Annotated in this window: 20 protein-coding genes and 2 rRNA genes (1 of these 22 only partly in view); 16 read left to right on the top strand and 6 right to left on the bottom strand. The window is 50.7% G+C overall.

Features of this window, described 5'->3' with window-relative positions; genetic code table 11:
- The 3 genes from ACJJJB_RS18130 to ACJJJB_RS18120 all read left to right on the top strand — a co-directional run.
- Positions 1-1,977: ribosomal RNA gene (locus ACJJJB_RS18130) — 23S ribosomal RNA — on the top strand (it extends 901 nt beyond the left edge of the window).
- A gap of 203 nt (positions 1,978-2,180) precedes the next feature.
- Positions 2,181-2,296 (top strand): 5S ribosomal RNA (gene rrf / locus ACJJJB_RS18125).
- Between the two features lie 907 nt (positions 2,297-3,203).
- The gene (locus tag ACJJJB_RS18120; RefSeq protein WP_353375473.1) at positions 3,204-4,199 is read left to right on the top strand and encodes a YncE family protein; all 996 of its coding nucleotides are present in this window, start codon (positions 3,204-3,206) and stop codon (positions 4,197-4,199) included.
- Between the two features lie 67 nt (positions 4,200-4,266).
- On the opposite strand, the gene ACJJJB_RS18115 is transcribed toward ACJJJB_RS18120, so the two are convergent.
- Entirely contained in the window at positions 4,267-4,788 is a 522-nt protein-coding gene (locus ACJJJB_RS18115) for a GNAT family N-acetyltransferase (protein WP_020414103.1), read from the bottom strand.
- A gap of 288 nt (positions 4,789-5,076) precedes the next feature.
- Positions 5,077-5,514: a D-aminoacyl-tRNA deacylase gene (dtd, locus tag ACJJJB_RS18110; RefSeq protein ID WP_282952156.1), complete on the bottom strand. Its 438-nt coding sequence runs from the start codon at positions 5,512-5,514 to the stop codon at positions 5,077-5,079.
- 86 nt (positions 5,515-5,600) lie between these two features.
- On the opposite strand from dtd, the gene ACJJJB_RS18105 reads away from it, so the two are divergent.
- The 9 genes from ACJJJB_RS18105 (at position 5,601) to ACJJJB_RS18065 (ending at position 14,945) form a co-directional block, all read left to right on the top strand.
- Complete coding sequence (locus tag ACJJJB_RS18105) at positions 5,601-7,712, top strand: prolyl oligopeptidase family serine peptidase (RefSeq protein ID WP_445365272.1); 2,112 nt, start codon at positions 5,601-5,603, stop codon at positions 7,710-7,712.
- Positions 7,713-7,784: 72 nt separating this feature from the next.
- Complete coding sequence (locus ACJJJB_RS18100) at positions 7,785-7,925, top strand: hypothetical protein (RefSeq protein ID WP_445365271.1); 141 nt, start codon at positions 7,785-7,787, stop codon at positions 7,923-7,925.
- Between the two features lie 15 nt (positions 7,926-7,940).
- Positions 7,941-8,930 carry an SDR family oxidoreductase gene (locus ACJJJB_RS18095; RefSeq protein WP_020414106.1) on the top strand — a complete coding sequence of 330 codons (990 nt, stop codon included), beginning with the start codon at positions 7,941-7,943 and terminating at the stop codon, positions 8,928-8,930.
- Between the two features lie 182 nt (positions 8,931-9,112).
- Positions 9,113-9,706, top strand: a complete 594-nt coding sequence (locus ACJJJB_RS18090; RefSeq protein ID WP_020414108.1) for a DNA-3-methyladenine glycosylase I — start codon at positions 9,113-9,115, stop codon at positions 9,704-9,706.
- 49 nt (positions 9,707-9,755) lie between these two features.
- The gene (locus ACJJJB_RS18085; RefSeq protein ID WP_282952160.1) at positions 9,756-10,622 is read left to right on the top strand and encodes a mechanosensitive ion channel family protein; all 867 of its coding nucleotides are present in this window, start codon (positions 9,756-9,758) and stop codon (positions 10,620-10,622) included.
- A 144-nt stretch (positions 10,623-10,766) separates the two neighbouring features.
- Positions 10,767-12,659, top strand: a complete 1,893-nt coding sequence (locus ACJJJB_RS18080) for a DUF885 domain-containing protein (RefSeq protein WP_445365270.1) — start codon at positions 10,767-10,769, stop codon at positions 12,657-12,659.
- 128 nt (positions 12,660-12,787) lie between these two features.
- Positions 12,788-13,369 (top strand): hypothetical protein, encoded by a 582-nt coding sequence (locus ACJJJB_RS18075; protein ID WP_020414111.1) that lies wholly within the window; start codon positions 12,788-12,790, stop codon positions 13,367-13,369.
- Positions 13,370-13,382: 13 nt separating this feature from the next.
- The gene (locus tag ACJJJB_RS18070; RefSeq protein ID WP_282952163.1) at positions 13,383-14,150 is read left to right on the top strand and encodes a hypothetical protein; all 768 of its coding nucleotides are present in this window, start codon (positions 13,383-13,385) and stop codon (positions 14,148-14,150) included.
- Between the two features lie 27 nt (positions 14,151-14,177).
- Positions 14,178-14,945 (top strand): VIT1/CCC1 transporter family protein, encoded by a 768-nt coding sequence (locus ACJJJB_RS18065; protein ID WP_353375476.1) that lies wholly within the window; start codon positions 14,178-14,180, stop codon positions 14,943-14,945.
- A 12-nt stretch (positions 14,946-14,957) separates the two neighbouring features.
- On the opposite strand, the gene ACJJJB_RS18060 is transcribed toward ACJJJB_RS18065, so the two are convergent.
- Positions 14,958-16,040, bottom strand: coding sequence for a GGDEF domain-containing protein (locus ACJJJB_RS18060; RefSeq protein ID WP_445365269.1), 1,083 nt, complete (start codon positions 16,038-16,040; stop codon positions 14,958-14,960).
- Between the two features lie 169 nt (positions 16,041-16,209).
- Between ACJJJB_RS18060 and ACJJJB_RS18055 the strand changes: the two genes are divergently transcribed.
- Both ACJJJB_RS18055 and ACJJJB_RS18050 read left to right on the top strand, forming a co-directional pair.
- Positions 16,210-16,728 (top strand): macro domain-containing protein, encoded by a 519-nt coding sequence (locus ACJJJB_RS18055; RefSeq protein WP_282952166.1) that lies wholly within the window; start codon positions 16,210-16,212, stop codon positions 16,726-16,728.
- A gap of 254 nt (positions 16,729-16,982) precedes the next feature.
- Entirely contained in the window at positions 16,983-17,957 is a 975-nt protein-coding gene (locus ACJJJB_RS18050; protein WP_444945981.1) for a phenylacetaldoxime dehydratase family protein, read from the top strand.
- Positions 17,958-18,739: 782 nt separating this feature from the next.
- Here the strand turns inward: ACJJJB_RS18050 and ACJJJB_RS18045 are convergent.
- The 3 genes from ACJJJB_RS18045 to thiI form a co-directional block, all read right to left on the bottom strand.
- Positions 18,740-18,919 (bottom strand): hypothetical protein, encoded by a 180-nt coding sequence (locus ACJJJB_RS18045; RefSeq protein ID WP_353375478.1) that lies wholly within the window; start codon positions 18,917-18,919, stop codon positions 18,740-18,742.
- 547 nt (positions 18,920-19,466) lie between these two features.
- Positions 19,467-21,275 (bottom strand): translational GTPase TypA, encoded by a 1,809-nt coding sequence (typA, locus tag ACJJJB_RS18040; RefSeq protein ID WP_020414119.1) that lies wholly within the window; start codon positions 21,273-21,275, stop codon positions 19,467-19,469.
- Between the two features lie 208 nt (positions 21,276-21,483).
- Complete coding sequence (thiI, locus tag ACJJJB_RS18035) at positions 21,484-22,968, bottom strand: tRNA uracil 4-sulfurtransferase ThiI (RefSeq protein ID WP_445365268.1); 1,485 nt, start codon at positions 22,966-22,968, stop codon at positions 21,484-21,486.
- Between the two features lie 320 nt (positions 22,969-23,288).
- Here thiI and glnA point away from each other — a divergent pair, with 320 nt between their 5' ends.
- The gene (gene glnA, locus ACJJJB_RS18030) at positions 23,289-24,695 is read left to right on the top strand and encodes a glutamate--ammonia ligase (protein ID WP_020414121.1); all 1,407 of its coding nucleotides are present in this window, start codon (positions 23,289-23,291) and stop codon (positions 24,693-24,695) included.
- Positions 24,696-24,906: 211 nt separating this feature from the next.
- The gene (locus ACJJJB_RS18025) at positions 24,907-25,557 is read left to right on the top strand and encodes a DUF4124 domain-containing protein (RefSeq protein WP_445365267.1); all 651 of its coding nucleotides are present in this window, start codon (positions 24,907-24,909) and stop codon (positions 25,555-25,557) included.
- Positions 25,558-25,687 lie beyond the last annotated feature (130 nt).

Raw genomic sequence — 25,687 nt, 5'->3', positions numbered from 1 at the left:
TACCGAGGAGTGCAATCGCGGGAGACACACGGCGGGTGCTAACGTCCGTCGTGGAAAGGGAAACAACCCAGACCGCCAGCTAAGGTCCCAAATACCAATTAAGTGGGAAACGATGTGGGAAGGCCCAGACAGCTAGGAGGTTGGCTTAGAAGCAGCCATCCTTTAAAGAAAGCGTAATAGCTCACTAGTCGAGTCGGCCTGCGCGGAAGATATACCGGGGCTAAATTGGTAACCGAAGCTGCGGATGCCTTCGGGCATGGTAGAGGAGCGTTGTGTAAGCCGTTGAAGGTGGATCGGGAGGTCTGCTGGAGGTATCACAAGTGCGAATGCTGACATGAGTAACGATAAGGGAGGTGAAAAACCTCCCCGCCGGAAGACCAAGGGTTCCTGTCCAACGCTAATCGGGACAGGGTTAGTCGGCCCCTAAGGCGAGGGCGAAAGCCGTAGTCGATGGAAAACAGGTTAATATTCCTGTACTCGCTATTGCTGCGATGGAGTGACGGAGAAGGCTAGGCCAGCATGGCGATTGGTTGTCCATGTTTAAGGTTGTAGGCTGGGGACTTAGGCAAATCCGGGTCCCTAAGGCTGAGAACTGATGACGAGTCTCTTTTAGAGACGAAGTGGTTGATGCCCTGCTTCCAGGAAAAACTTCTAAGCTTCAGGCAATAGTGAACCGTACTCTAAACCGACACAGGTGGTCAGGTAGAGAATACCAAGGCGCTTGAGAGAACTCTGGTGAAGGAACTAGGCAAAATGGTACCGTAACTTCGGGAGAAGGTACGCCGGTTTTGGTGATGGGACTTGCTCCCTAAGCTGAGGCCGGTCGAAGTGACCAGGTGGCTGCGACTGTTTATTAAAAACATAGCACTCTGCAAACACGTAAGTGGACGTATAGGGTGTGACGCCTGCCCGGTGCCGGAAGGTTAATTGATGGGGTTAGCTTCGGCGAAGCTCTTGATCGAAGCCCCGGTAAACGGCGGCCGTAACTATAACGGTCCTAAGGTAGCGAAATTCCTTGTCGGGTAAGTTCCGACCTGCACGAATGGCGTAACGATGGCCACGCTGTCTCCACCAGAGACTCAGTGAAATTGAAATCGCTGTTAAGATGCAGTGTACCCGCGGCTAGACGGAAAGACCCCGTGAACCTTTACTACAGCTTTGCACTGAACTTTGAGCCTATTTGTGTAGGATAGGTGGGAGGCTTTGAAGCAGCGACGCTAGTTGTTGTGGAGCCGTCCTTGAAATACCACCCTGGTATGTTTGAGGTTCTAACTCTGGTCCGTTATCCGGATCGAGGACAGTGTATGGTGGGTAGTTTGACTGGGGCGGTCTCCTCCCAAAGAGTAACGGAGGAGTACGAAGGTGCACTCAGCATGGTCGGAAATCATGCAATGAGCATAATGGTATAAGTGCGCTTGACTGCGAGACAGACATGTCGAGCAGGTACGAAAGTAGGTCATAGTGATCCGGCGATTCTGTATGGAAGGGTCGTCGCTCAACGGATAAAAGGTACTCCGGGGATAACAGGCTGATACCGCCCAAGAGTTCACATCGACGGCGGTGTTTGGCACCTCGATGTCGGCTCATCACATCCTGGGGCTGAAGCCGGTCCCAAGGGTATGGCTGTTCGCCATTTAAAGTGGTACGCGAGCTGGGTTTAGAACGTCGTGAGACAGTTCGGTCCCTATCTGCCGTGGGCGTTGGAGATTTGAGAAGAGTTGCTCCTAGTACGAGAGGACCGGAGTGAACGAACCTCTGGTGTTCCGGTTGTCACGCCAGTGGCATTGCCGGGTAGCTATGTTCGGACGGGATAACCGCTGAAAGCATCTAAGCGGGAAGCCTCCTTCAAGATAAGATCTCCCTGGGAACTTGATTCCCCTAAAGGGCCGTGGAAGACTACCACGTTGATAGGCTGGGTGTGGAAGCGTTGTGAGGCGTTGAGCTAACCAGTACTAATTGCCCGTGCGGCTTGACCATACAACAGAGATGGTTACTAACGACTAGCTAAGCTAGCGGATTGTGAGTTAGAGACATACGATCGCTTGCGGTGTATTACTACAGATTGTTTTACCGACTTATTTGGGGTTATCGCCGGTCAACAACATGACCGAGGCAAACAGCGATAACACGGCAGGCCAAGCACATTGCTTATAAGACCAGCGCCAACCCAAGCCAGTTTGCCTGACGACAATAGAGTTGTGGAACCACCTGATCCCTTGCCGAACTCAGAAGTGAAACGCAACATCGCCGATGGTAGTGTGGGGCTTCCCCATGTGAGAGTAGGTCATCGTCAGGCTTCTAATCCGAAAGGGCCACCCAATGGGTGGCCCTTTTTTTATGTGTAAAAAAATACCCGTGAAGAGCCGCAAAGAAGAAAAGCAAAAACTTGGAAGTTAAAAATAAAAAGAAATCAAAAATAAAAAGAAGGCAAAGATGAAACGAAGAAAAATTAAAAAAGAAAAGCTAAAAATAAAAACTAAGAAAATAATGTGACAAAGAAACCCCTTGAAAAATTTAAACAGGAAAAACCCCGCTAAAAAGTCGAACACGTTTACGCGGCTGTAAATAAAGAGTTCTCCTCGCGGCTTTCTCTCCTGAAAAAAATTGAGCGCCCAGCTATTTTTTACTGCAACCTTCCCTGGAATGGCATTCCCAAATAATTTACCGCAGTACTACTAGTAGTCTTCCCGGAAAAAATCTTCCCAATAAAGAAATTATCTCCGCTGTAAAAAAGGGCCTGACAGGGATAAAAGTGACACAAAAATACCAACGAAAAAGCCGGTGATTTTTTGTGCGCTCGCGCAATGTCACACAACTGTAAGGCTGGCAGCGGATATACCACAGTTATACACAAGTCTATCCAGCCATTCTGTTAATAACGGCCGACCTGTGGAAATCACCCTAGAATCAGTGGTGTTTTTTTACCCATTAAAAGACCCCCTATGGAAACAAAGGCCTGAAAGTGGATATCCCGGAGTTATGCACAGGTCTATCCATGGATTCTGTTGGTAAGATTTTTTATGAAGAATAGTTCTAGAGTTTGTCTTTATTTGATACTGAAGTTAACGCCTATCCTTAAAGGGAAGTTGACGCCACTAGAGACTCGTTTGTGTCCTTGTTCAAGATAATCATATTTATAGTTCTTCGAAGCGGATAATTTTGGTTTGCCGAGTTCTGGGCTCGTTAAAGTTTGAGGTCTCTTGATGAAAATAGTATTCGCTTGTTTGCTGGCTAGTCTGTTTGCAGGGGTTGGAGCCTCTAATGCAAGTACGCTGATTGTAGGCAATAAATATGAAGGTACAGTCAGCTTTATAGACCTAGAGAATGGCCAGGAAATAAAACGGCGGGAAACGGGGGGCGCACCTCATGAAATGATTCTTTCTCCCGATAAGAGCAAGGCAGTAGTGGTTTCCTATCTTGAGGACGGCTATGTAGGTGAGGAATTAAATGTTTTTGATGTGGCAACGGGCAGGCGCATTAGTGTCATCAAAATAAGCCCGCATATGGGTCCCCATGGTATTGCCTGGTTGGGCGAAAGTAACAATGTGATTGTCACAACAGAAGAAACCAATGATGTTATTAAAGTTGATGTTTCATCGGGAAAAGTAATTGGATCTGTTTCAACAGATCAGATAGGCAGCCATTTATTGGCTCTATCACCGGATAGCAAAACCGCTTATGTCACCAGTCGCGGCTCTGATACTTTTAGTGTTATCGATACAGAGTCAATGAACCTGAAAACCACTCTTCCTGCCGGTGAGGGACCAGAGGCAGTTTGGGTCAGCCCCGATGGTAAGGAGTTATGGATAGGAAACAATCAGTCGGAAAATATTTTTATCTACGACACTGGTAGCCTCAAGAGGAAGGAGACCTTGGATGTAGGCTACTTACCTATTCGGATCCGCTTTAATCCGGATGGGAAGTTAGTCGCTGTGGCTGACCTACAGGGACATAGGATACTGATCTATGATGCTGCGACACGGAAAGAGATCAAGGCAATTGACGTGGGTGCTGTAGGTGCCCGTGAGCCCGCTTCTCTACTATTTTCTCCAGATGGGAAATTCCTATTTGCGGGATCTCAAAGAGATGGCAAGGTAGTAGAGATAGACACTGAGGATTGGTCTGTTGGAAGGATATTCAGGGCCGGGCAGGGAGCGGATGGTTTGGAGTGGAGCCCGGTAAAGACCAAGTCGCAATAAGACTAGCGGCGCAAATACTTAGTTTGTTCTGGGCCTGCTGTCTTAGAGCTCTCCCCTTAAGTGTTGCCTAAAGGGCTACAGTATAGATTTTGAGATCTTGGACTTTGCCATCAATAGTATAATAGTTGGCAACTGTATCAGTGTGGATCCCGCCAGCCCGCTTAGCTATGGCGATGCTCGCTTTATTTTCAGAGAGGCACTGAATACCAAGCTGCTGAATACCCTGACTATTTTTTAGATGCGCACATATTTTTTCTACTACTCTCGTCATAACGCCTCGGCCCTGGCAGTGGGCGGAGAGCCAGTATCCGATTTCGGCGTATTGCTTTTGGGGGTTTACCTCTTTAATACCAAAAATGCCTGAAATTTTTCCTTCAACGATAATTTTATACCAGGCAGCTCCGGTATTATTACTGTAAATACGTTGACGAAGATATTCCCTGGTGCTGGATAGATCCTTTATTGACTCTACCCAGTAGAGATATTTCGCCAACAGGGAACGATTTTGTTCAATAAGTAAATGGATTTCCTGCGCATCTCCATCTGTGAGGGGTTTGAGGAGAATATTTTTTGTTACAGAGATTTGCATAGTTACCAACTTTAACTAAATAAGCTGAATTTACCTACTTTGATAAGCGGTTAGGTAAATTCACCCAGGCCCTGCTGTCAGGCGCGATGATAAAGAGAATACGCATTCTCTTCAAAAGCATACGAAAATTTCTCCCCAGGTTATGATTTATACCACCGTAATGATAAGAGATTTAATCTTTTCCCTAAATGTGAATTAAAGCAAGTTCCACTACAGCCCTGGAATCAATTAGGTAATCGATAATTTACAGGCTGGTAATTGCCGGAAACCCAGTGGTGATGCTGCAAATTATATTTCCAGCATAAAAGTAACCGGGCCGTCATTCAGCAGGGAAACCTGCATATCTGCGGCGAAAACACCGCTGGCTACAGGAGAAAACTGGGACTTTGCGCGTTTGACGAAGTAATCATACAGAGCCTCGGCTTGCTGGGGGCTGGCGCCTCGGCTGAAGCTGGGACGCAAGCCGCGGTCAGTTTCGGCCACCAGGGTAAATTGACTGACAACCAGTAAACCACCACCGGCCTGCTGGACATTCAGGTTCATACGTCCATTTTCATCAGAAAAAACTCGGTAATTCAGTACCTTATTCAGTAATTTGTCCGCGCTCTCATGACCATCTTTTTCCTCTATGCCCAACAGAAGCAGCAATCCATTGTCGATAGCTCCCACTGACTTTCCAGCCACATTTACACGGGCGTGGCTAACCCGCTGGATCAATCCTTTCATCTCAGAACTCTTTGTCTCTATGGAACCTTGTGAGTAAATGGCCTAGATTAGCGGACTGGCTAACGTAGAGAAACCGAGAATACGGTATGAGGAAACAGTTAATAGCGCTCCTGGCTGGAGCCTTGACCACAGCGGCTAGTGTGCAGGCGGCAGACAATTACCCAAAGAGTAAAGCCGTCGAACATGTGGATGAATACTTCGGTGTCGAGGTGGCAGACCCCTATCGTTGGATGGAGGACATGTCCAACAAAGAGGTTAAAGAGTGGGTTAAGGCCCAAAATGAGCATGCTCTGCCGCGTCTGAAGGATTTACCTGGTTGGCAGAAGATCAATGACCGCCTTACGGAACTGTGGCGCTATGAGCGATATGGCGTGCCCTATAAGAAAGGTGACAGTTACTATTACGACTATAACAACGGTGATTGGGACCAGAATATTTTCTACCGCACCCCAGAGCTTGCCCAGGACGGCAAGCCAATGCTGGACCCGCGCAGCCTGAGCGAGGATGGCACTATTGCAGCCAAACGCCTCAAAGTCAGTCCAAAGGGCCGATACCTGGCTTACGGTATCTCTGATGGTGGGACTGACTGGACCGACTATCGTATTCGCGATCTTGAGACAGGCAAGGACTTGGAGGAGCAGCTGACCGGTATCAAGTTTAGTGATACCAGTTGGGCGCCGGATGAGTCTGGTTTTTACTATAGCCGCTACCCGTTTAACAAGGATGGCACTGCGGATGATAGCAAGCAGGTAGCAGTCTATTTTCACCGCCTGGGGGATGCTCAGAAGCAAGACCAGTTGATATACCAAATTACGGATCATCCCACCCGCAACCCTGGAGCAGCGGTAAGTGACGATGGGAACTACCTGTTATTCGGTATCTTCGATGGCTATGACTCCAACGGCTTCTACTATCGCGACTTGCGCGATAAAAGTGGCAAGGTCGTTAAGCTGCTGGATGACTGGGATGGTCTGTACCAGTATCTTGGCAATAAGGGGAGCACTTTCTTTTTTGAGACCAGCGCAGGAGCACCACTGGGGCGTGTGATCGCTATCGACCTGAATAGGCCGCAACGCAAGAACTGGCGTGACCTGGTGCCGGAAACAAACAGTGCCCTGCAGAGTGCCAGCTATATCGGCGATCGCTTCGTACTTCATTACCTGGAAGACGCCAAGTCGCGGGTATTGGTGACCGATACCAATGGCAAGAAACAGTACGAGCTGAAGCTACCCGGTGTGGGTTCCGTGAAGGGCTTTTACGGCGAGCCGGATGAAGTGGAGACCTTTTATTCCTTCTCCAATTTTATAACCCCGCCGAGCATTTACCACCTGAATGTGCAGACTGGTGAAACCAAGTTGTTCAAGCGGCCGAAATACGCGACAGATTTCTCTGGCTTAACCGTGAGCCAGCATTTCTATAAAAGCAAAGACGGCACCCGCGTACCTTTATTCCTGGTGCATAAGAAGGGCATGAAACGCGATGGCTCCAACCCTACGCTGCTGTATGGTTATGGTGGTTTCAACTCCGCTCAGTTGCCACGCTTCTACAATCGCTTTGTGGGCTGGCTGGATATGGGCGGTACCCTGGCACTGGCCAACTTGCGCGGTGGTAGTGAGTACGGCAATGCCTGGCATCAAGCGGGCACCAAAACCCAAAAGCAAAATGTATTCGATGACTTTATTGCCGCAGCTGAGTGGCTGATTGAGGAAAAAGTTACCTCTCCAGAGAAACTGGGTATCAGTGGCCGCTCCAACGGTGGACTGCTTGCGGGTGCGACTCTAGTGCAGCGCCCAGACCTGTTTGCTGCGGCATTACCTGTGGTGGGTGTACTCGATATGCTGCGCTATCATACGGCTTCCGCCAATGCGCGTCAGTGGTCAAGCGACTATGGCTTGAGTGAAAATCGTGAGGAATTTAAAGCGTTGCACGCTTACTCTCCAGTGCACAATACCCGCAAGGGTACCTGCTATCCAGCCACTCTGATTACCACTGCCGATCGCGATGATCGAGTGGTGCCCTGGCATAGCTACAAGTTTGCTGCCGCCCTGCAGAGGGACCAGGGCTGTAATAAACCTGTATGGCTCGCGGTGGAGACCCGGGCGGGGCACGGCGCAGGCAAACCGATATGGATGCAGGTGGAAGACTTTGCTAATCAGTGGAGCTTCCTCGCCTACCAGCTCGGTATGAAAATCGAGTAATCTTTCCAATTAATCCGACATAAACGATACCGAGGCCATTTATTGAGGCTCCCGGTATTAAAGAAAAGTTGGATGAATTTCTGGGGTCGTATCACTGAAGGATTAGGTGTGCGGCCCGCTCTGCCGGAGCAGCGGTACCGCCAGCCGGTTTGCCCTTCCGGAGGGTGGCGGTTTCTGCAGAGAACATCACTGGGTATGAATAACGATAACTAATCATCCGGTGGATTTATGAAACATGCGTTTGTAACCGGGGGCAGTGGCTTCCTCGGTGCCAATCTGGTGGAGCAGCTGGTTGACGATGGCTGGCGGGTGACCGCCATGCACCGGCGAACCTCAAATACGGATATGTTGCGCTCTATGGGGGCGGAATTGGTAGAGGCCTCGTTGGAAGACCTCGACTCTCTTCGCTCGGCTATCCCGGACAGTGTCGATGCTCTGTTCCATATGGCTGCTAACACCAGTATGTGGCGCGGTGGCAATGTCCAGCAATGGAGAGACAATGTCGAGGGTTCAGCAAATATTGCTAAAGTGGCTAGGGAAAAAAATGTAGGGCGTATGGTAGTCACCAGCTCTATTTCTGCCTACGGCTACCACAAAGATAAGATCACGGAGGAGAGTGCAAAACTGGCCGATGATCCTCGTCATCATTACTTATATACCAAGAAGCGAGAGGAAATTGCCGTACGCAAGGAAATTGATCAGGGGCTTGATGCGGTATTTCTCAACCCCTGTGCAATTGTGGGTAAATACGATACTTCCAGTTGGGCTCAGACTTTTTTTCTGATAGATAAAAACCAGTTACCGGGAGTGCCTCCTGGTTGGGGTTCTTTTTGCCATGCTGGCGCTGTAGCGCGGGCACATATTAATGCAGTGGAAAAGGGTCGCTGCGGAGAAAATTATATTCTCGCTGGTACTGACGCGAGCTTCCTGGAATTTTTCGGAAAAATAGCCGAGTTGTTACACAAGCCTGTGCCCAAGCGTACTACTCCCGCCTTTGTTATTCAGTCTATTGCCTGGTTTTCTGATCTCTGGTCGCGAGTGAGCGGCAATGAGCCGGTCATTACCCCGGAAAAGGCTACCCTGGTTACACGCCGGGTTGTAGCCAGCAGCTCCAAGGCAGAACGCGAACTCGATTATCAATCACAGGTGGCATTGGATACTATGTTATGCGAATGTCGTGATTGGTTAGTACAGCAAAATTTATTGGAGTCAAAGTGAATCGCGGTAATATTATTTTTATTTTGGTCGCCTTATTACTGGTTCTGCAATTAATTCAGTATTACTTTTTCTCGGGCGCCCATTAGCGCCCCACCTCTGTATCTACCAAACGCCAGTATCCAATGATTCATCTCCCGATTTTTGGTTTTTTTGTATTAATGGCAATTTTTTAGGAGTCGATAATGGAGGAGAAGCGCTGCGGTTGGTGTCTGTCAACGCCATTGTATCAGCAATACCATGACGAGGAGTGGGGGCGCCCGGTTACAGATGATAAAACCCTGTTCGAATTCCTATTGTTGGAAGGTGCCCAGGCCGGACTTTCCTGGATTACAGTTTTGAATAAAAGGGAAAATTACCGCCGCTTGTTTGATGATTTCGATGTGGGAAAAATCGCGCGCTATACACCCAAAAAAGTGGAAAAGTTACTACTGGATCCGGGCATTATTCGCAACCGCCTGAAAGTGGAGTCCGCAGTAAAAAATGCTCGCGCCACCCTGGCTTTGCGAGAAAAGGGGCAATCCCTATCGGAGTTCCTGTGGCAATTTACTGATGGCCGCGTCATAGTGAATCGTCCGGCCTCCCTCAAGCAGGTACCTGCCAGTACGGTAGAATCTGATGCTATGAGCAAAGCGCTAAAAAAAGCCGGTTTCAGTTTCGTAGGCTCTACCATTATGTATGCCCATATGCAGGCAACAGGAATGGTGAACGATCACCTGCAATCCTGCCCCGCCCACCAACGCTGTGTAAACGAGGCGGAGGGTGCGGGGCTTTTGTAGGGGGATAACAGCAGGGGGTGAGTGCGCCACGCTCACCAGGAAGGCGCCCATGAATCCGGATAATCTGGTTACAGAATACTGGCCCCTGGCGATCACCGGCCTTCTGCGCCTGGGGGCCGCTTTATTGGTGATTGCGTTGACTCTGGTTGCGGTGCACTTGGTCCGCCGTGCCATTGAGCGCCTCCCCAGTCGCCTCGATGCCACCCTGGTGCCGGTGTTGCGAAATATCACCACCTGGGCGATTTATATTGTTGGAGCGCTGGTGGTACTGGATATCTTTGGTATCAACACCACCAGCCTAATCGCCCTGCTCGGCGCCACTGGGTTGGCAGTGGGATTTGCGCTAAAAGATACCCTTCAGAATATTGCCGCAGGATTTATCCTGTTGGGGCTCCGTCCATTCCGTGTGGGTGATGTCATTCAATTCGAGCAGACTCTGGGAACCGTGCGTGAGGTAGGCTTCTTCACTACCGAGCTGGATACCCCAGACGGCCTGCATGTCAGTGTGCCCAACAGCGTGATCTGGGGGCGGGTACTTACTAACTTCAGCCATAACAAGACCCGCCGTATTGAGATAGTGGCGAGTATCGCTTATGGGGATGATATAGAGGCGGGTTTGGAAGTGTTGCGTAAGCTGGTAGAGCAGGAGCCTCGAATTATCGCTAAACCGGAACCCAGTTATATGGTGCGTGCATTGGCCGATAGTTCTGTGGACCTGCAGTTGCGAGCCTGGACTGGAACTGACCAGTACTGGAGTGTTTACTGGGAGCTGATGGAGCGCCTTAAGCCGGCGCTGGAAGAGGCTGGATTAACTATTCCCTTTCCCCAGAGAGAGCTGCGAATACTGCGAGAGGATGTGTCCAGGAGCAGGAGTCGTCCCGCGAATTCGCGGGGCGCTAACACGGGACCTGGATAACGCCTTTTACTGGGGTGAAATAACCTCTTCTCCCACGGCTCAACGCACAGATATGGCGTTTGAAAGAGCCAGAATCGACAGTTCAAAGATTTCGTGTCAAAGTTAGCGGCGTTTTTTTGTACAACTTTTGACCGAGATAGGAAAATGCCGATTAAGCTGAACAACCCTTTGATCCCCAGCCTGCTGGCTGTCGCTATCCTCGCGGGCTGTCAGGGCGATAAGGCCGCTCAGGCAGGAGCGAATGCCGACAAAGCTCAAAGTGCCGTTGCCGAAGCCCCTATAGCCGTTGATGCGGTGGCTGAGACCAAGCGCCTGACGGAGTGGCTGGATGCGCGCTATGAAGAGCAGCTGCAGTTCAGTCCCATGCAGCTATCCTATCTCGGCCGCAAGGAGCAGTACGACCAGATCGACGATATGAGCGAAGCTGCCGAGGCGCGCCAGCTGGCCTGGAAGGAAAAGGCCGTTGCGGAACTCAAGAAGAATTTTGACTACGAAAAGCTCAGCCAGGAGGGGAAAACTTCCTACGATATCTGGATCTACCAGTTCGAGCAGTCCAAAGCGGCCGAGCCCTTTAAGCGCCACGGTTATATTTTTGAACAGATGGGCGGCGTACAGTCCCAACTGCCAAACTTCCTGCTGAACTTCCACAAGGTGGACAATATTGAGGACATGCAGGCGTATATCGCCCGTATCGGCGGCATTTCCCGCGCTATCAACCAGTTACGAGAGCGCGCAGAACAGTCCTCTAAAGAGGGTATCCGTCCGCCGCGCTTCGCTTACGAGGGTGCGATAGAGCAGTCCAGCAAGCTGATCGACGGTGCCCCCTTCTCCAATGGTGAGGACGCCCCCCTGTGGGCCGGTGCCAAGGGCAAGATTGCTGAGTTGCTCGAAGCCGGTAAGATTGACCAGAAGCAGGCTGATAAGCTGACGGCAAATGCTCGCAAGGCTTTGGAAAGTGAGTTCCTGCCCGCTTATGAAAACCTGATCGCCTGGTTGAAGAAAGATGTGCAGAAGGCTTCCGCGGAGCCCCAGGGTGCCAGCAGCCTGCCGAACGGTATGGCCTACTACAACCAGCGACTGGCAAATACCACCACTACCAGCCTGACCGCCGATGAAATCCACAGTATTGGCCTCAAGGAAGTAGCGCGCATCCGCAGCGAGATGGAGACCATCAAGAAGCAGGTGGGCTTCGAGGGCAACCTGCAGGAATTCTTCACCTTTATCCGTGAAGATGGTCAGTTTTACTACCCTAATACCGACGAAGGCCGCCAGGGTTACCTGGATGACTCCACGGCTTTTCTCGACAATATCACCAAGAAACTGCCGGAATACTTCGGCTTGCTGCCTAAGGCCGAGCTGGTGGTTAAGCGGGTGGAATCCTTCCGCGAGCAGGATGGTGGTGCCCAGCACTATTACCCGGGCACTCCAGACGGCTCACGTCCGGGCATCTACTATGCGCACCTTTCCGATATGAGTGCCTACTCTACCACCGATATGGAGACGGTGGCTTACCATGAGGGCAACCCCGGCCATCACATGCAGATCTCCATCGCCCAAGAGCTTGAGGGTATCCCACAGTTCCGCACCCAGGCGCACTTTACTGTATACGTAGAGGGCTGGGCGCTTTACTCAGAGAAGTTGGCCAAGGAAATGGGTGCTTTCGAGGACCCCTACAACCTGTTTGGCCACCTGACCGCTGAGATGTGGCGCGCTATCCGACTGGTAGTGGATACCGGTATGCACGCCAAGGGCTGGAGCGAAGAGCAAGCTGTAGAGTATTTCCTGGAAAACTCCGCAATACCCGAAACAGCTGTACGCTCTGAAGTGCGTCGCTATCTGGTATGGCCAGGCCAGGCTACCGCTTACAAAATTGGTATGTTGAAGATCCAGGAGTTGCGTAAGCAGGCTGAAGAGCAATTGGGCGATAAGTTCGATATCCGCGGTTTCCACGATACCGTTCTGAGTGGCGGCGCCTTACCGGTACCGGTTCTGGAAAGCCGTGTAGCTGCCTGGGTGGAGTCAGTTAAGCGCGCTTAATAGATACTGCTAGCAGCAAAAAAGCCGGGCTATGCCCGGCTTTTTTGTGTGTTCTCATCTGATAATCGTTTACTAATGGAAGGGGGTAAACCTTAGTTTTCCTTCGTTTGGGGTTTGGGGAGTTTTTAATGGATACAAATATTTACAGCGCACCAGAGGCTGAATTACATACAGAGTTCACGGAGGAATTTGATTTCTACGTAGTGTCCAGCGCTAAATTTTGGGTGATGAACCTTGGCACTATGGGGCTGTATTCTGTCTACTGGTTTTATCGACAATGGAGGGAATACAAGCGCGCAAGTGGTGAAAGCTTATGGCCTGTTATGCGTGCGATTTTTTCAATATTTTTTACCCATTCACTTTTTATTAAAATACAGAGCCACTTAGAAGAGGCAGAAATAGAATATAAATGGCGCCCTAAACTGATGGCTGCGATTTATATAGTTCTTGCGATTCTGGGCTCAATTATCGATAGAATTTCGTATCTTTCTGATGAATTCTCTTTGATTGATATTTTTAGTCCGGCGTTATTGCCTCTGACGGTTTGGCCTCTCTTTGAGGGACAGAAGGCAGCAAATACTCTCAGTGGTGATATCTCGGGCAAAGTAAATGCAAAACTAACGCCGTTGAATTTTTTGTGGTTAGGAGTAGGGGCCTTATTGTGGGCCATAGTGGTTTTTGGAGCTTACATTGTCATCAGTGGCGAATAAAAGGAGTTTAGAGGTGAGAAGAATCGTTATTTTAGTGTGTGCCTTAGTAGTGCAGTTTTTTACCACTAATCTGTGGGCTGAAGTGACCTCAACTGAAATTACTGTGCGAGCCAAGGCCAAAGATGCCAAATTTATTGGCTCCTCAATCGGGGGGGCTATGGTGATTATCCGTGAGGCGGATACCGGAGAAATCCTGGCCAAGGGGCTTACCCAGGGCAGTACCGGTGATACCGGCAAGATCATGAAGACACCACGCGAACGTTATGCTCCTATCGCCGGGGGAGCTGCGCATTTTACTGCTGCGCTGGATATCAGTGAACCGGTATTTCTTACTGTAGAAGTACTGGCCCCTTACATTAAGAAGCAGGCTCGTGTGGTAGCACAAACACAGACTTGGCTTGTGCCAGGCAAACCTATCAGCGGTGAAGGCTTGGTCGTGGAGATACCGGGTATGGTAGTGGACTTGCTCAGTCCACAGACTCACCTCTATACCGGCCTGGATAAGAGCCCATTCGAAATACGCGCTAATGTAGTGATGATGTGCGGCTGCTCCCTTACGGATGGTGGTCTGTGGGATGGTAGCAAGATAGAGGTTACTGCCCTGGTAAAGAGGGATGGTCGGAAATTCGCTACAGTTCCGCTGAAAATCCAGGACACCATGAATACCTTCAGTGCGCCTTTTCCCACCGATTTACCCGGCGCCTACGAAATATTGGTTTACGCCTATGATGCAAGGACCGGGAATACCGGTGTCGATAGGAGTAGTTTTATCGTGAAATAAAGCAATTGGTAGGGAGGCGCTACGAGTATGAAAGGCAGGGAGGAGAAATCTAAACAATCCCGTCGCGCACTGCTCGAAGAACACCGCCCCGAGCGAATTCACGCCCGCCTGGGTAAGGAGCCCAGGTCCCAGAGAGTGTCGGATTTTGTCCTCGGGGCTATCGATGGTTGTGTTACCACCTTTGCGATAGTTGCAGGCGCTTTTGGTGCTGGATTCACTGAGTCGGTGGTGTTGGTAATGGGCTTTGCCAATCTGATCGCTGATGGATTTAGTATGGCGGTTAGTAACTACGAGGCAGTGAGTGTAGAGCGGGATCAGGCAGCGGCGGCTGCCCGCACGGAACGCCAACATATTGATTTGGTGCCGGAGGGAGAGCGAGAGGAGATCCGCCAGATTTTTCAGCGCAAGGGCTTCCAAGGGCAGGTGTTGGATGAGGTTGTCGCAACTATCACTGCCAATCGCCAGCTGTGGATTGATACCATGTTGGCGGAAGAGTACGGCATTAGTCGCTCGGCACGAAGGCCCCTTGGCTCTGCGATAGTGACCTTTCTGGCCTTTATTGGTGTGGGCGCAGTCCCGTTACTTCCCTATCTTATCCGTCCGCTGGAAACCTCTGAGCAGTTCTATAGCAGTGCCGCTTTGGCTGCTTGCACTTTTTTTGCCATAGGCCTTTGTAAGGGGCTGGTGTTCTCACAGCGGGTACTGGCAGCGGGCGTCAAGACACTGGTGTTTGGTGGGGGTGCGGCCCTGCTAGCCCTGGCAGTCGGTTTTTTCCTGCGAGATATCATCAGCTGAGAGGTATCGTTCTCAGGCGGCCACTACCCGGTTGCGGCCACTGTTCTTGGCTCGATACATGCGTTTATCGGCTTCAGCCAGTAATTGGTTGTGAGGGCTGCCAGTACTGCTGCCTTCAACCAGGCCGAAGCTGATAGAGACTTTCACTGACTGTACATAGCGACGGCTAAGGGCCTCTACCTTTCGCCGCAATTTTTCCGCCAATACGCTGCCACCACATACGTCGGTATTGGGTAGCAGCAGCAGGAACTCCTCACCCCCCCAGCGTGCCACAATATCCTCTGTACGAGTATTGTCCCGAAGGATCTTGGCTACATCCTGTAAAATACGATCGCCAAAAGCATGTCCATGGGTATCGTTAATCGCTTTAAAGTTGTCCAGATCGCCAATCAGGATCACATACCGGTCACGCAACTCCTTGTTACGGCGCTCCATATCGTGGATAGCACGATAGGCCTCACGGCGATTGGCGAGGCCGGTTAGGGTATCGGTGGAGGCGTTTTTCTCCAGCTCCCCGGTTAATTTTTCCAGCAATTGTTGGGTGTGATGGCGACTGCTGTCGAGTAGTGCTGTCAGTGCCGTGAGAGCACCAAAAACGGCGATAAAGCGCGCGCGGTAGGCGGTATCATATTTGGCGGTAAGGCCTGGAAAATCTGGGTAGAAAAGGACAGTGGCTGTAACTATGCCAATGGCGATGAGTGCGGCGGTACCGGTCTTGTAACCGTATAGATTAATAAAGCCAGGTACCAGCATTACCGCCCACATCAAACCGGTATTATTTACTCCGCCGGATAACAGCAAATAAAAATAGAGTACTAACAACAGGATACCTACCAGGAGAGGCGTCTTCTCACTGGGACCCATTACATTGATTGTCACATAGGAAAACAGGATTACTACTGCCGCTGCAGAGAGGGTGATTGCCTGAAGGATATCGGCTGCTGTCAGTGCAATGACTGCCATGGCTCCCGTTACTGCCATGGCAAATATCAGCATATAGGAAGATGCCATGATACGACGACGTAAATCTATACGTTCCAATTCCTCCACCGGTGAGACCAGTGCGGGATTATGTTGGTTATACCCTGGAATCATAATTATCTCGATTGCTCTTCAGGCTGAGGCTTTCTGCTGGCGATAAAGCGCCAGGTAGCGTCACTATATTCATCGGGGAGTGAAGCAGCGCTGAGTATAGGAGGATTCGTTCACCGACCAAAGTAGCAAGCTACAGTATCTGTAAACCAAACTTTAGAACTGAGAAACTGTGACACAAATTATTCTGACTTGGGGCGATATTCTGACATTGCGCGGGGATGCGCTTGTGTGTCCTGCACATAAACATCTTATTTGCGGTCGAGGGCTCTCTGCCCAGGTTTTTGCTCTGGGAGGTAAAGATCTCGAGCTGCAGTGTAAAAAACAACCGGAATGTACAGTGGGGGAGGCGCGTATCACCGATGCTTTCCATATGCCGGTAGATTATTTGCTTCACACTGTTACTCCACAGTGGAGCAGTGGTGATCAATGGGGGGCTCAAGCGATTAAGCAGCTCCGCTACTGTTATGAAAGTGTATTGAGCTTGGCGGGGAAAAAAGGTTTAAAACATATTCTCTTTCCGGCATTGGGTGCCGGCACCAACCGTTTTCCCCATGCAATTGCCGCGCATGAAGCCCTGGAAGTTCTTAATGAATATTCCAGTCAGTTTGATCAACTTACTGTTTGCCTGCACTCTCCCGCTGCCCTCGGAGAGTGGAAACGGGTTGAGCGGCGTTTCTTCACCGTGTGAATTAATCAAACATTATTAATGTACGATGGTGCCAGTAAGCAGGTGGCTAGAGTATTCGCTGAAAACGATGAAAGAGGCCTCAGCTCCTAAGTATACTTTTCATCGCTTTTATGGTTGTAAGTAAAGGTATTGAAATGTCGCCTGGGGAGGGCATATTTCTCTTACTGATAAAACGAATCTGGAATATGACAGTAGGAAAGCTCATCCACAGGGATTTTTCATTCACAGAGAAATTGTGAAAGGGATCTGTCAGTTTGAAAAATCGTCCAAAAAATTTTGTGCCTCCATATCCAGCCTGGGAACTGAATCTTCCGCCGACTTCCCGATATGTACAGTGCCAAGTTGCCTTACAGTTTGTTGGTGGCCATCGGGACGATTCACTATTTCAGCTATTGACTGAATCTCTGTCCAATACCCGAGGCCTAATGCACTATGAGCGGGCAGGTCACATTGATGCTTGGGGTGCGTATAACGATATTGCGATTGCCTACTGGTCCTGTGAAGAGTCCATGATGACTTGGTTGAGGGAAGGTTTTACTGATTTGCAGGGGGTAGTTCGGGGCAAATCGGGATCATGGTATGAGGCATTGACGGCTCCACGTACTCATTTCGAGGTTTCTGCCTCTACACCTGAAGCTGACTGGGGGATCTTTCGCCACTTTGATACTTGTGATCAGCATGATCATGCCTACTGGGGTGCGATGCGGGATCGAATAAGCGCTGCAGAAAATAGTGGGCTTCCAGGCCAATTACAAAGCTTACAGTTGCTACCTGCCGCAGAGCGATCGGACAAGGAAATATTCCTGCCCGGTAATTTATGTATGATTCGCACGGTACAGGGCTATTCTGCTGCCAGCCCTGAAGAACGGAATGCCTACCAAAAATCTCTGCGTCAGAAATATGAACAGGGAGTAAACTACTTGAATAAACATCCGGTTCAGTCGCGTTGTCTCAGTGCTCGACTGTTAAGTGATGAGCAGCCGGCACCGGGTAGACCAGATACTGAAACAATTGCCTGGTTTGCCTCCTTAAAAGACCTTGAAAACTGGGTGCACCATCACTCCACTCATAAGGCTATCTACGCCTCCGCACAGCAATATGCGAATCGATTTTCTCCTGGAATGCAATTGCTGCTGAGCCACGAAGTAGCCGTAGTGCCTCCTGGTAAGGGGCGGGCCGCTTACAAGGATTGTCATCCCGATACAGGGTTGCGACGTTTTTTAAGGTAATAAAATAATTGACGCTGAACTTAGTAGCTTGGGATAGAAGGTGACTGGGGTGTGCTCAATGTGATTTTTTATAAGGCTTAAGATTGATCCCTATAAAATCGATGATATAGCTCAAAAAGTGTATAAATACTTAAACCTCGGTGAATATCTTGATGAGGAAAACCGTTGCCTGCAAGAGTCGGTCGAAGAGCGCTCAGCGCTTATTGAGTTCGGTTGTGGTAATTGTCGTCATCTTAAGATTCTGGAGGCCGTCTCGAGTTTTTATCTGGGAATAAATTTTGACCCTGGTCACATTAAAAGTGCATGGAATCTTAGCGAGAATAAAAACTCTCAGATTTTTACTTGCTGAATAATGAGTCCTATCTATCGGAGTGCAGATATTCAATTTAAGCTCTAAAATTTTTTATTATTGGAATTTACTAATGAGCTTGCCTTTGTAAAAAATATGATAGAAATGAGTGACGAGGATATATGTCTAGACTTAAATTGGATATGCAAAGTAAATACTGCTTGCTGATATGTGAAACAAATTAAGGTGAGTATGTGATGTTTAGATCCTTCAGGTACAAAGGCATGGAGATTAGGTATTACGCTGCAAAACAGTGAATATCTGATATACCGTAGTTGGAGAGCTGTGGTAACGAAAGCTTTCATGGGTGGCTTACTTGGAGTTTTTGTCTATATGAGGTACATCCATTGCCTGCACCGCTGGAGAAAGACTGGGCCCCCAGTCCGTAGAAGACATGTGGATCTGTGAAGTAGATGGTGCCTTCTTCGTCATTCTAGGCAAAGGCGTATTGCACATGGGCCAGTTTGGAGAAATCCACATTGTCGTGGGTGAAGGAGGAATCGGCCCAATACTCCCAGTTGGCCCAATAGGCCGAAATACGTTTGATCTCCTGAGCATTGATATTGACGGTTAAAGTGAGTGCCGTGGCAAGCGTTACTACTTTTTTAAGCATTGCGACATCCCTCCAATATCCCTATTCGTTCCTGAGACTGCAGAGAAGAAAACATGACAATGACCTCCCAAGAGCCTTGGTGATGATGAAACCAAGTATTTTAGAAGTGAACTTTATAGTTGAGAAAATTGGAAAAAATTGGGGGATAAAAGTTCCGAATGAAGCTAGGGAAAGCGCTGAAATTAGATAATTTTTCTCGATAATTTGTGCAAGGAAAGTGAAGAAACAAAAAAGTAAACTACTTATTTCAAGATAAAATCAGTTTCTACGACATTGAGGGCAATATGGTGAGCTCTTAAAATGATTCAAGAATTAATTTTTATGATGTGAGCAAAAAAATAACAATAGTATTGATTGGAGTTATGCACAAGGGCAATTTTCCAGGTAAAAATTTAAGTGCTGGTGAAAAATAAATGGCAATAAACACTGCCTATCCGAATAAAGAATTTTTTCGAGGTTGCTTAAATTTCCAGCGCAAGGCTTGTCTTCAAGAGTAAAAATAAAAAGGGCCCTATCAGGGCCCTTTTTACGCTGAAGAGAATACCTGTTATTTCTTCGCACGCTTGCGCATATTTTCCTGAAGGATTTTTTTGCGTATGCGGATATGGTTGGGGGTTACCTCAACTAGCTCATCCTCTTCGATAAACTCCAGCGCCTGCTCCAGAGTGTGGCGAATGGGCGGAGTCAGGGTCAGGGCTTCATCGGTGCCGGCAGCGCGGATATTGGTGAGCTGCTTGCCTTTGGTGGGGTTGACCACCAGATCGTTGCCGCGAGAGTGGATACCGATAACCTGGCCTTCGTAAATATCTTCGCCGTGGCCGAGGAACAGGCGTCCGCGATCCTGCAGGGCAAACAGGGCGTAGGCCAGCGTCTTGCCATTGACCATGGAGACCAGTACGCCGTTGATGCGCTTGGCCACTTCACCCTGTTTTACCGGGCCGTAGTGGTCGAAAATGCTGGTCATGATGCCCGAGCCGCTGGTCAGGGTCAGGAACTGGTTGCGGAAACCGATCATGCCGCGAGAAGGTACAATAAAGGTCAGGCGCACACGTCCTTTGCCGTCCGGCTCCATATTGGTGAGCTCAGCCTTGCGCAGTCCCAGCTCTTCCATAATCGGGCCCTGGTGTTGGTCTTCAACGTCGATCACCACTTCTTCGTAGGGCTCATGGATTTCACCGTCTACTTCTTTCTGAACCACTTCCGGGCGGGAGACTCCCAGCTCGAAGCCTTCACGGCGCATAGTTTCGATCAGCACTGACAGGTGCAATTCACCGCGGCCGGATACGCGGAATTTGTCCGGGGAATCGCCTTGTTCCACGCGCAGGGCTACATTGTGGATCAGTTCCTGGTCCAGGCGTTCCTTGATATTGCGTGAGGTGACGAACTTGCCGTCCTGGCCGGCAAAGGGAGAGTCATTCACCTGGAAGGTCATACTCACGGTGGGTTCATCCACGCTCAGGGCGGGTAGGGCTTCCGGGGTTTCCGGGTCGCACAGGGTATCGGAGATATTCAGTTCGCCCACACCGGTGATACATACGATGTCGCCAGCACTGGCCTGCTCAACCTCTGTGCGCTCCAGGCCCAGGTAGCCCATAACCTGTAGAACCTTGGCTTTGCGGGAGTTGCCGTCGCGGTCCAGTACCAGTATCTGTTGGTTGGGGGTCAGAGTGCCGCGGGTAATGCGGCCTACGCCGATAACGCCCACGTAGCTGGAATAATCCAGGGCCGAAATCTGCATCTGGAAGGCGCCTTTGGGGTCTACCCTGGGCGGCTCTACCTTGTCCACAATCATCTGGAACAGCGGCGTCATATCGTCGGCCAGGTCGGTATCGTCGAGGCCGGCAATACCGTTGAGGGCGGAGGCGTAGACAACCGGGAAGTCCAGCTGCTCATCGGTGGCTCCAAGGCTGTCGAACAGGTCGAATACCTGGTCCATCACCCAGTCGGGGCGCGCGCCAGGACGGTCAATTTTGTTGATGACGACAATAGGGTTCAGACCCTGCTCGAACGCTTTCTGGGTTACGAAGCGTGTCTGTGGCATTGGGCCGTCCACTGCGTCAACCAGCAGTAGTACCGAGTCCACCATAGAGAGTACACGCTCTACCTCACCACCAAAGTCGGCGTGTCCTGGGGTATCGACGATGTTGATGCGGTAGTCATTCCACCGGATGGCGGTGTTCTTGGCGAGGATAGTAATACCGCGTTCTTTTTCCTGGTCGTTGGAATCCATAACCCGCTCGGCGCCTTCATCGCGACGGTCGAGAGTGCCGGATTGGGACAGCAGCTTGTCCACCAGGGTGGTTTTGCCGTGGTCTACGTGGGCGATAATCGCAATATTGCGCAGATTCTCTATCACTGGGGGCCTCTGGGCGTTAAATCTTGGTAAATCGGGGCGGGGGCCTGCGGGGTTTCTACAGCAGCATTCCGGCCAAAGGCGGCGATTATAGGGGGGGCGCATGACAATTGGGAGTGATTTTGAGTAAAAAATCACCGCCCACTGTGGAAGTGTCGGCTTGAGGGGCTAAGAGGGGAGCGCGGATAGCGGGGCTGTCCGCGCTCGGGAATTATTTCTTGATGCTTTCCGGCCTGTGGGGGATCTGTGGGCGCAACACGCCCACGTTGCGGTATCCCTCATCCATCAGGTGGGAGGCGTGCAAGCGGCTCATGACACCACGGGCGCAGTAAAGCAGGTATTCGCGCTCCTGGTCCAGTTGAGCGAAGCCGTTATTCAGACGGTAGAAGGGGATAGTTTGTACTTCACAGCCCTCCAGTTCCAGCGGGTCCATTTCCTCTTCATCCGGGTGGCGAATATCGATTACCATCGCATTACCGGGCTCTTCGCGAATCTCAACTTCAGGTGCCTGTCCGTCTACTTCTTCAATCACTTCATCGATATTTTGAATAGAGCGATTGCTGATAGCACGATCAAGGACGGTAAAATCAAAGCGGTTCTCTTCGGATTCCACTTTCTCGATTTTTGCGCGTGTGGTGGGTTTTACTGAAATCACACCGCAGTATTCGGGCATATTCGCGGCAAATTCCTCTGTGCCGATCTCCCGAGAGGTGCGGATAATGTCGGTTTTATCGGAGGTGATCAGTGGGCGCAGCACCAGGGTATCGGTGACGCTATCGATTACTGCCAGGTTTTTCAGGGTCTGGCTGGATACCTGGGCAATAGCTTCACCAGTCACCACCGCGTCCACCTCCAGTTCCTTGGCGATTACACTGGCAGCGCGCAGCATCATGCGTTTAAGGATTACACCCATATGGGAATCGTCGACGCGTTCGAGGATTTCCGCTACCACCTCGTCGAATGGCACAGTGACAAAGCGCACCCGGTGGGATGCGCCATATTTATTCCACAGGTAATAGGCTACTTCCTTAACGCCCAGCTCGTGCTGGCGTCCGCCGAGGTTGAAGAACAGGAAGTGGGTGCGGATACCACGCTTCATGGTCAGGTAGCTGGCCACGGTGGAATCGAAGCCACCGGATACCAATGAAAGGACTGGGTCCTGGGTTCCCAGGGGGAAGCCGCCGAGACCGGGGTGCTGTTCCTCAATCACATTGAGCTTGTCGTGGCGAATTTCCAATTTCACCGTGATATCGGGGTTCTTCAGCTTCACTCCAGCCGCTTCGGTATTTTTGTTGAGGCCACCGCCCACATACTGCTCAACATCCAGGGACTGGAAATCGTGCTTGCCGGTGCGTTTTACCCGCACACAAAAAGTCTTACCCTTCAGGGCCGGGCCCCATACAGAGAAAGTCTTTTCATACATATCGTGCAGATCGCCCAGTGGAAACTGGCGTACACGGGAGAAGTTAGCGATACCGGGGGTGTGGGAAAGAACTTCCTCAATTCGGTCGCCCAGGTGTGCTACAGCGTCCGGGGCGATCACATCGATCTTTTCCCAGTCCTTGCGCACCTGGATACGGTCGTCCAGCTGACGCAGCAGGCGCTGTAGGTTGTCCTTGAGCTGGCGCGACATACGTTTGCGCACAGGGTTGCTCTTAATGGTGATCTCGGGGAAAAACTTGACGACAAAGTGCATGGGAATCCGTCGGGTACCGCATGTTGATAGAAGGTGCGGCATTATAAACTAGCCGGAGGCAACTTGGTTGTGCACCGTTACCGGGCGATACTGGGGTAAAGTTGCGTCATTATGGTGCGCTTTTCTGTGGCCGCTCGGCCACAATGCATTTATCCTGCCCCAGTCGGCCCAAAGCTGTCGACCGCACCGGCGCCAACCGCCGCAGCGATGCAGTTGCCCTAATTTGGCACACTCCTTGCTTTATTTCACGCCAGGTAAAGAGTGAATGCCGGCAGCAAAGGCATAGCGACCAATTACTTTTCAAGACCTGGAGGACAGCAATGTCAGCGAAAACGCTCGGTTTGATTAATGAGAGTGAAGCAAAATGGGTGGACCTGCGCTTCACCGATACCAAGGGTAAAGAGCAACACGTTTCCATCCCCGTATCGGAAATTGACGGAGAGTTCTTCGAAGAAGGCAAGATGTTTGATGGTTCCTCCATCGCCGGCTGGAAGGGCATTAATGAATCCGACATGATCCTGATGCCGGATGACGAGACGGCTTTCCTCGATCCCTTCACCGATGAGAGCACCGTTATTATTCGCTGTAATATCGTAGACCCGGTCACCGGTCAGGGCTACGAGCGCGATCCGCGCTCCATCGCAATGCGCGCCGAGGAATACCTGAAGTCCACAGGTCTGGGTGACACCGCGCTATTTGGCCCAGAGCCCGAGTTCTTCGTATTTGACGATATCACTTGGGGTGCCGAAATGGGCGGCGCCTTTTACAAAATCAATTCCGAAGAAGCGGCTTGGTCCTCCGGTCATAACTTCAGTGAGGGCAATATCGGCCACCGCCCTGGTGTGAAGGGCGGCTATTTCCCCGTTCCTCCGGTTGATTCCCTTCACGATGTGCGTGCCGCAATGTGTTCCGCTATGGAGCAAATGGGGCTACAGGTGGAAGTACATCACCACGAGGTAGGCACTGCCGGTCAGTGTGAGATTGGTGTTGCAGCCAACACTCTGACCAAGAAAGCGGATGAGGTTCAGATTCTTAAGTATGCCGTACATAATGTAGCGCACGCCTACGGCAAGACCGCAACCTTTATGCCCAAGCCCCTTGTTGGCGATAATGGCTCCGGTATGCATGTGCACCAGTCCTTCACCAAGGATGGCGTAAACCAGTTTGCCGGCGATGCTTACGCGGGTCTGTCTGAGGCTGCTCTCTACTACATCGGTGGTATTGTGAAGCACGCACGCGCCCTGAACGCGATTTGTAACGCGTCTACTAACTCCTATAAGCGTCTGGTACCGGGCTTTGAGGCGCCGGTTATCCTGGCCTACTCTGCGCGCAACCGCTCCGCTTCCATCCGTATTCCTTACGTAACATCGCCTAAAGGCAAGCGTATCGAGACGCGCTTCCCGGATCCGACTGCCAACCCTTACCTGGCGTTTGCTGCCTTGCTGATGGCAGGTCTAGATGGTATCAAGAACAAGATTCATCCCGGAGATGCCGCCGATAAGGATCTGTACGATCTGCCCCCGGAAGAGCTGGCCGAGTACCCCACCGTAGCTGCCAGTTTGGAAGGAGCGTTGGACGCCCTGGATAAGGATCGTGACTTCCTGACCGAGGGTGGTGTTTTCACCAATGATGCAATCGACGCTTACATTGAATTGAAGCGCGAAGAAGTAGAGCGCCTGAACATGACTACTCACCCGGTTGAGTTTGACATGTACTACTCCGTGTAATAGCGAACGGCATCACACTGGTGCCGCCGAGTTGTTCGCGAAAAGCCCGCGCCGTCCTGGTGCGGGCTTTTTTATTGCGGGTAAACTGTCTATTGGGGAGGTTGATTCTACCGACTGCGAATCTGGTACTTTGAGAAGCAGTTGCCCCATTCAATTGAGGCCCCGACTGGGGCAAGAGAAAAGGAGCGTCCGCGTCGCGGTCGATCACGTTATGGGATTTTTGAGATCGTTTCAGGCACTTTTCCTTGTCGCCCCCCTGATGGCTTTTGCCGGTACCGATGGTGGCAGCAGCTCCGGTGCTATCTACAAGACTGTCGGCCCCGACGGGCGCGTGACTTTCAGTGATACTCCACCAGCCAGTGGAGAGGCGCAAAAGGTAGAGCTGGCCCCAATCAATGTCCAGCCTATCACCCTGCCTCGCCCTCTGCCTTCACGCAAGCTATCCCCTAAAGATGATGTAGAGGATGACGGCGGCAAAGAGAGCTATGCAGGGCCGATGTCAATCCAGATTGTGAGCCCCCTGGATGGCGCAACTATCCCCCCGGGACAGCGTTTTATTCCGCTACAAGTGGATGTGCAACCGTCATATCCAAAGGGTGCCAGCTTTTATGCGGTGGTGGATGGTCAACCCTGGCGCGGCAATTCAACCGGCTCCAGCTTGGATATCTCAGCGCTGGAGCGCGGTAGTCACAGTGTGCAGGCGGTACTTATCGATGCCAGTGGGCGCATTCTGGCTCAATCAAAAGTCATTACTGTTTATGTGCAGCGCCCCAGCGTTGCCCAATCGGATAGCTCTATCCTTCGGGCACCTCAGTCAACCAAAGTGTCACTTGGGCCCAGTTTGGCCCAGTCTCGGCCCTGATTGGTTTGTATTACCGCTATCGTCAAGGGCGTCAGCGGGTCTCCGCTAACAATTCACAGCCCGCCTTTCCCTCCCCAGGCTGATTAAATTTTGACCTTCGCACCATTGTGGTGCATTCTCCTGGCTGAGC

Source organism: Microbulbifer variabilis, assembly GCF_052468405.1.
The sequence above is the reverse complement of the archived record's forward strand: the minus strand, read 5'-3'. Positions and strand labels throughout refer to the sequence as shown.

Bases quoted from the DNA above. Each gene is read 5' to 3' on its own strand.
- ACJJJB_RS18120 (WP_353375473.1), top strand. From the start codon at position 3,204: ATGAAAATAGTATTCGCTTGTTTGCTGGCTAGTCTGTTTGCAGGGGTT.
- ACJJJB_RS18115 (WP_020414103.1), bottom strand. From the start codon at position 4,788: ATGCAAATCTCTGTAACAAAAAATATTCTCCTCAAACCCCTCACAGAT.
- dtd (WP_282952156.1), bottom strand. From the start codon at position 5,514: ATGAAAGGATTGATCCAGCGGGTTAGCCACGCCCGTGTAAATGTGGCT.
- ACJJJB_RS18105 (WP_445365272.1), top strand. From the start codon at position 5,601: ATGAGGAAACAGTTAATAGCGCTCCTGGCTGGAGCCTTGACCACAGCG.
- ACJJJB_RS18100 (WP_445365271.1), top strand. From the start codon at position 7,785: ATGAATTTCTGGGGTCGTATCACTGAAGGATTAGGTGTGCGGCCCGCT.
- ACJJJB_RS18095 (WP_020414106.1), top strand. From the start codon at position 7,941: ATGAAACATGCGTTTGTAACCGGGGGCAGTGGCTTCCTCGGTGCCAAT.
- ACJJJB_RS18090 (WP_020414108.1), top strand. From the start codon at position 9,113: ATGGAGGAGAAGCGCTGCGGTTGGTGTCTGTCAACGCCATTGTATCAG.
- ACJJJB_RS18085 (WP_282952160.1), top strand. From the start codon at position 9,756: ATGAATCCGGATAATCTGGTTACAGAATACTGGCCCCTGGCGATCACC.
- ACJJJB_RS18080 (WP_445365270.1), top strand. From the start codon at position 10,767: ATGCCGATTAAGCTGAACAACCCTTTGATCCCCAGCCTGCTGGCTGTC.
- ACJJJB_RS18075 (WP_020414111.1), top strand. From the start codon at position 12,788: ATGGATACAAATATTTACAGCGCACCAGAGGCTGAATTACATACAGAG.
- ACJJJB_RS18065 (WP_353375476.1), top strand. From the start codon at position 14,178: ATGAAAGGCAGGGAGGAGAAATCTAAACAATCCCGTCGCGCACTGCTC.
- ACJJJB_RS18060 (WP_445365269.1), bottom strand. From the start codon at position 16,040: ATGATTCCAGGGTATAACCAACATAATCCCGCACTGGTCTCACCGGTG.
- ACJJJB_RS18045 (WP_353375478.1), bottom strand. From the start codon at position 18,919: ATGCTTAAAAAAGTAGTAACGCTTGCCACGGCACTCACTTTAACCGTC.
- thiI (WP_445365268.1), bottom strand. From the start codon at position 22,968: ATGCACTTTGTCGTCAAGTTTTTCCCCGAGATCACCATTAAGAGCAAC.
- glnA (WP_020414121.1), top strand. From the start codon at position 23,289: ATGTCAGCGAAAACGCTCGGTTTGATTAATGAGAGTGAAGCAAAATGG.
- ACJJJB_RS18025 (WP_445365267.1), top strand. From the start codon at position 24,907: ATGGGATTTTTGAGATCGTTTCAGGCACTTTTCCTTGTCGCCCCCCTG.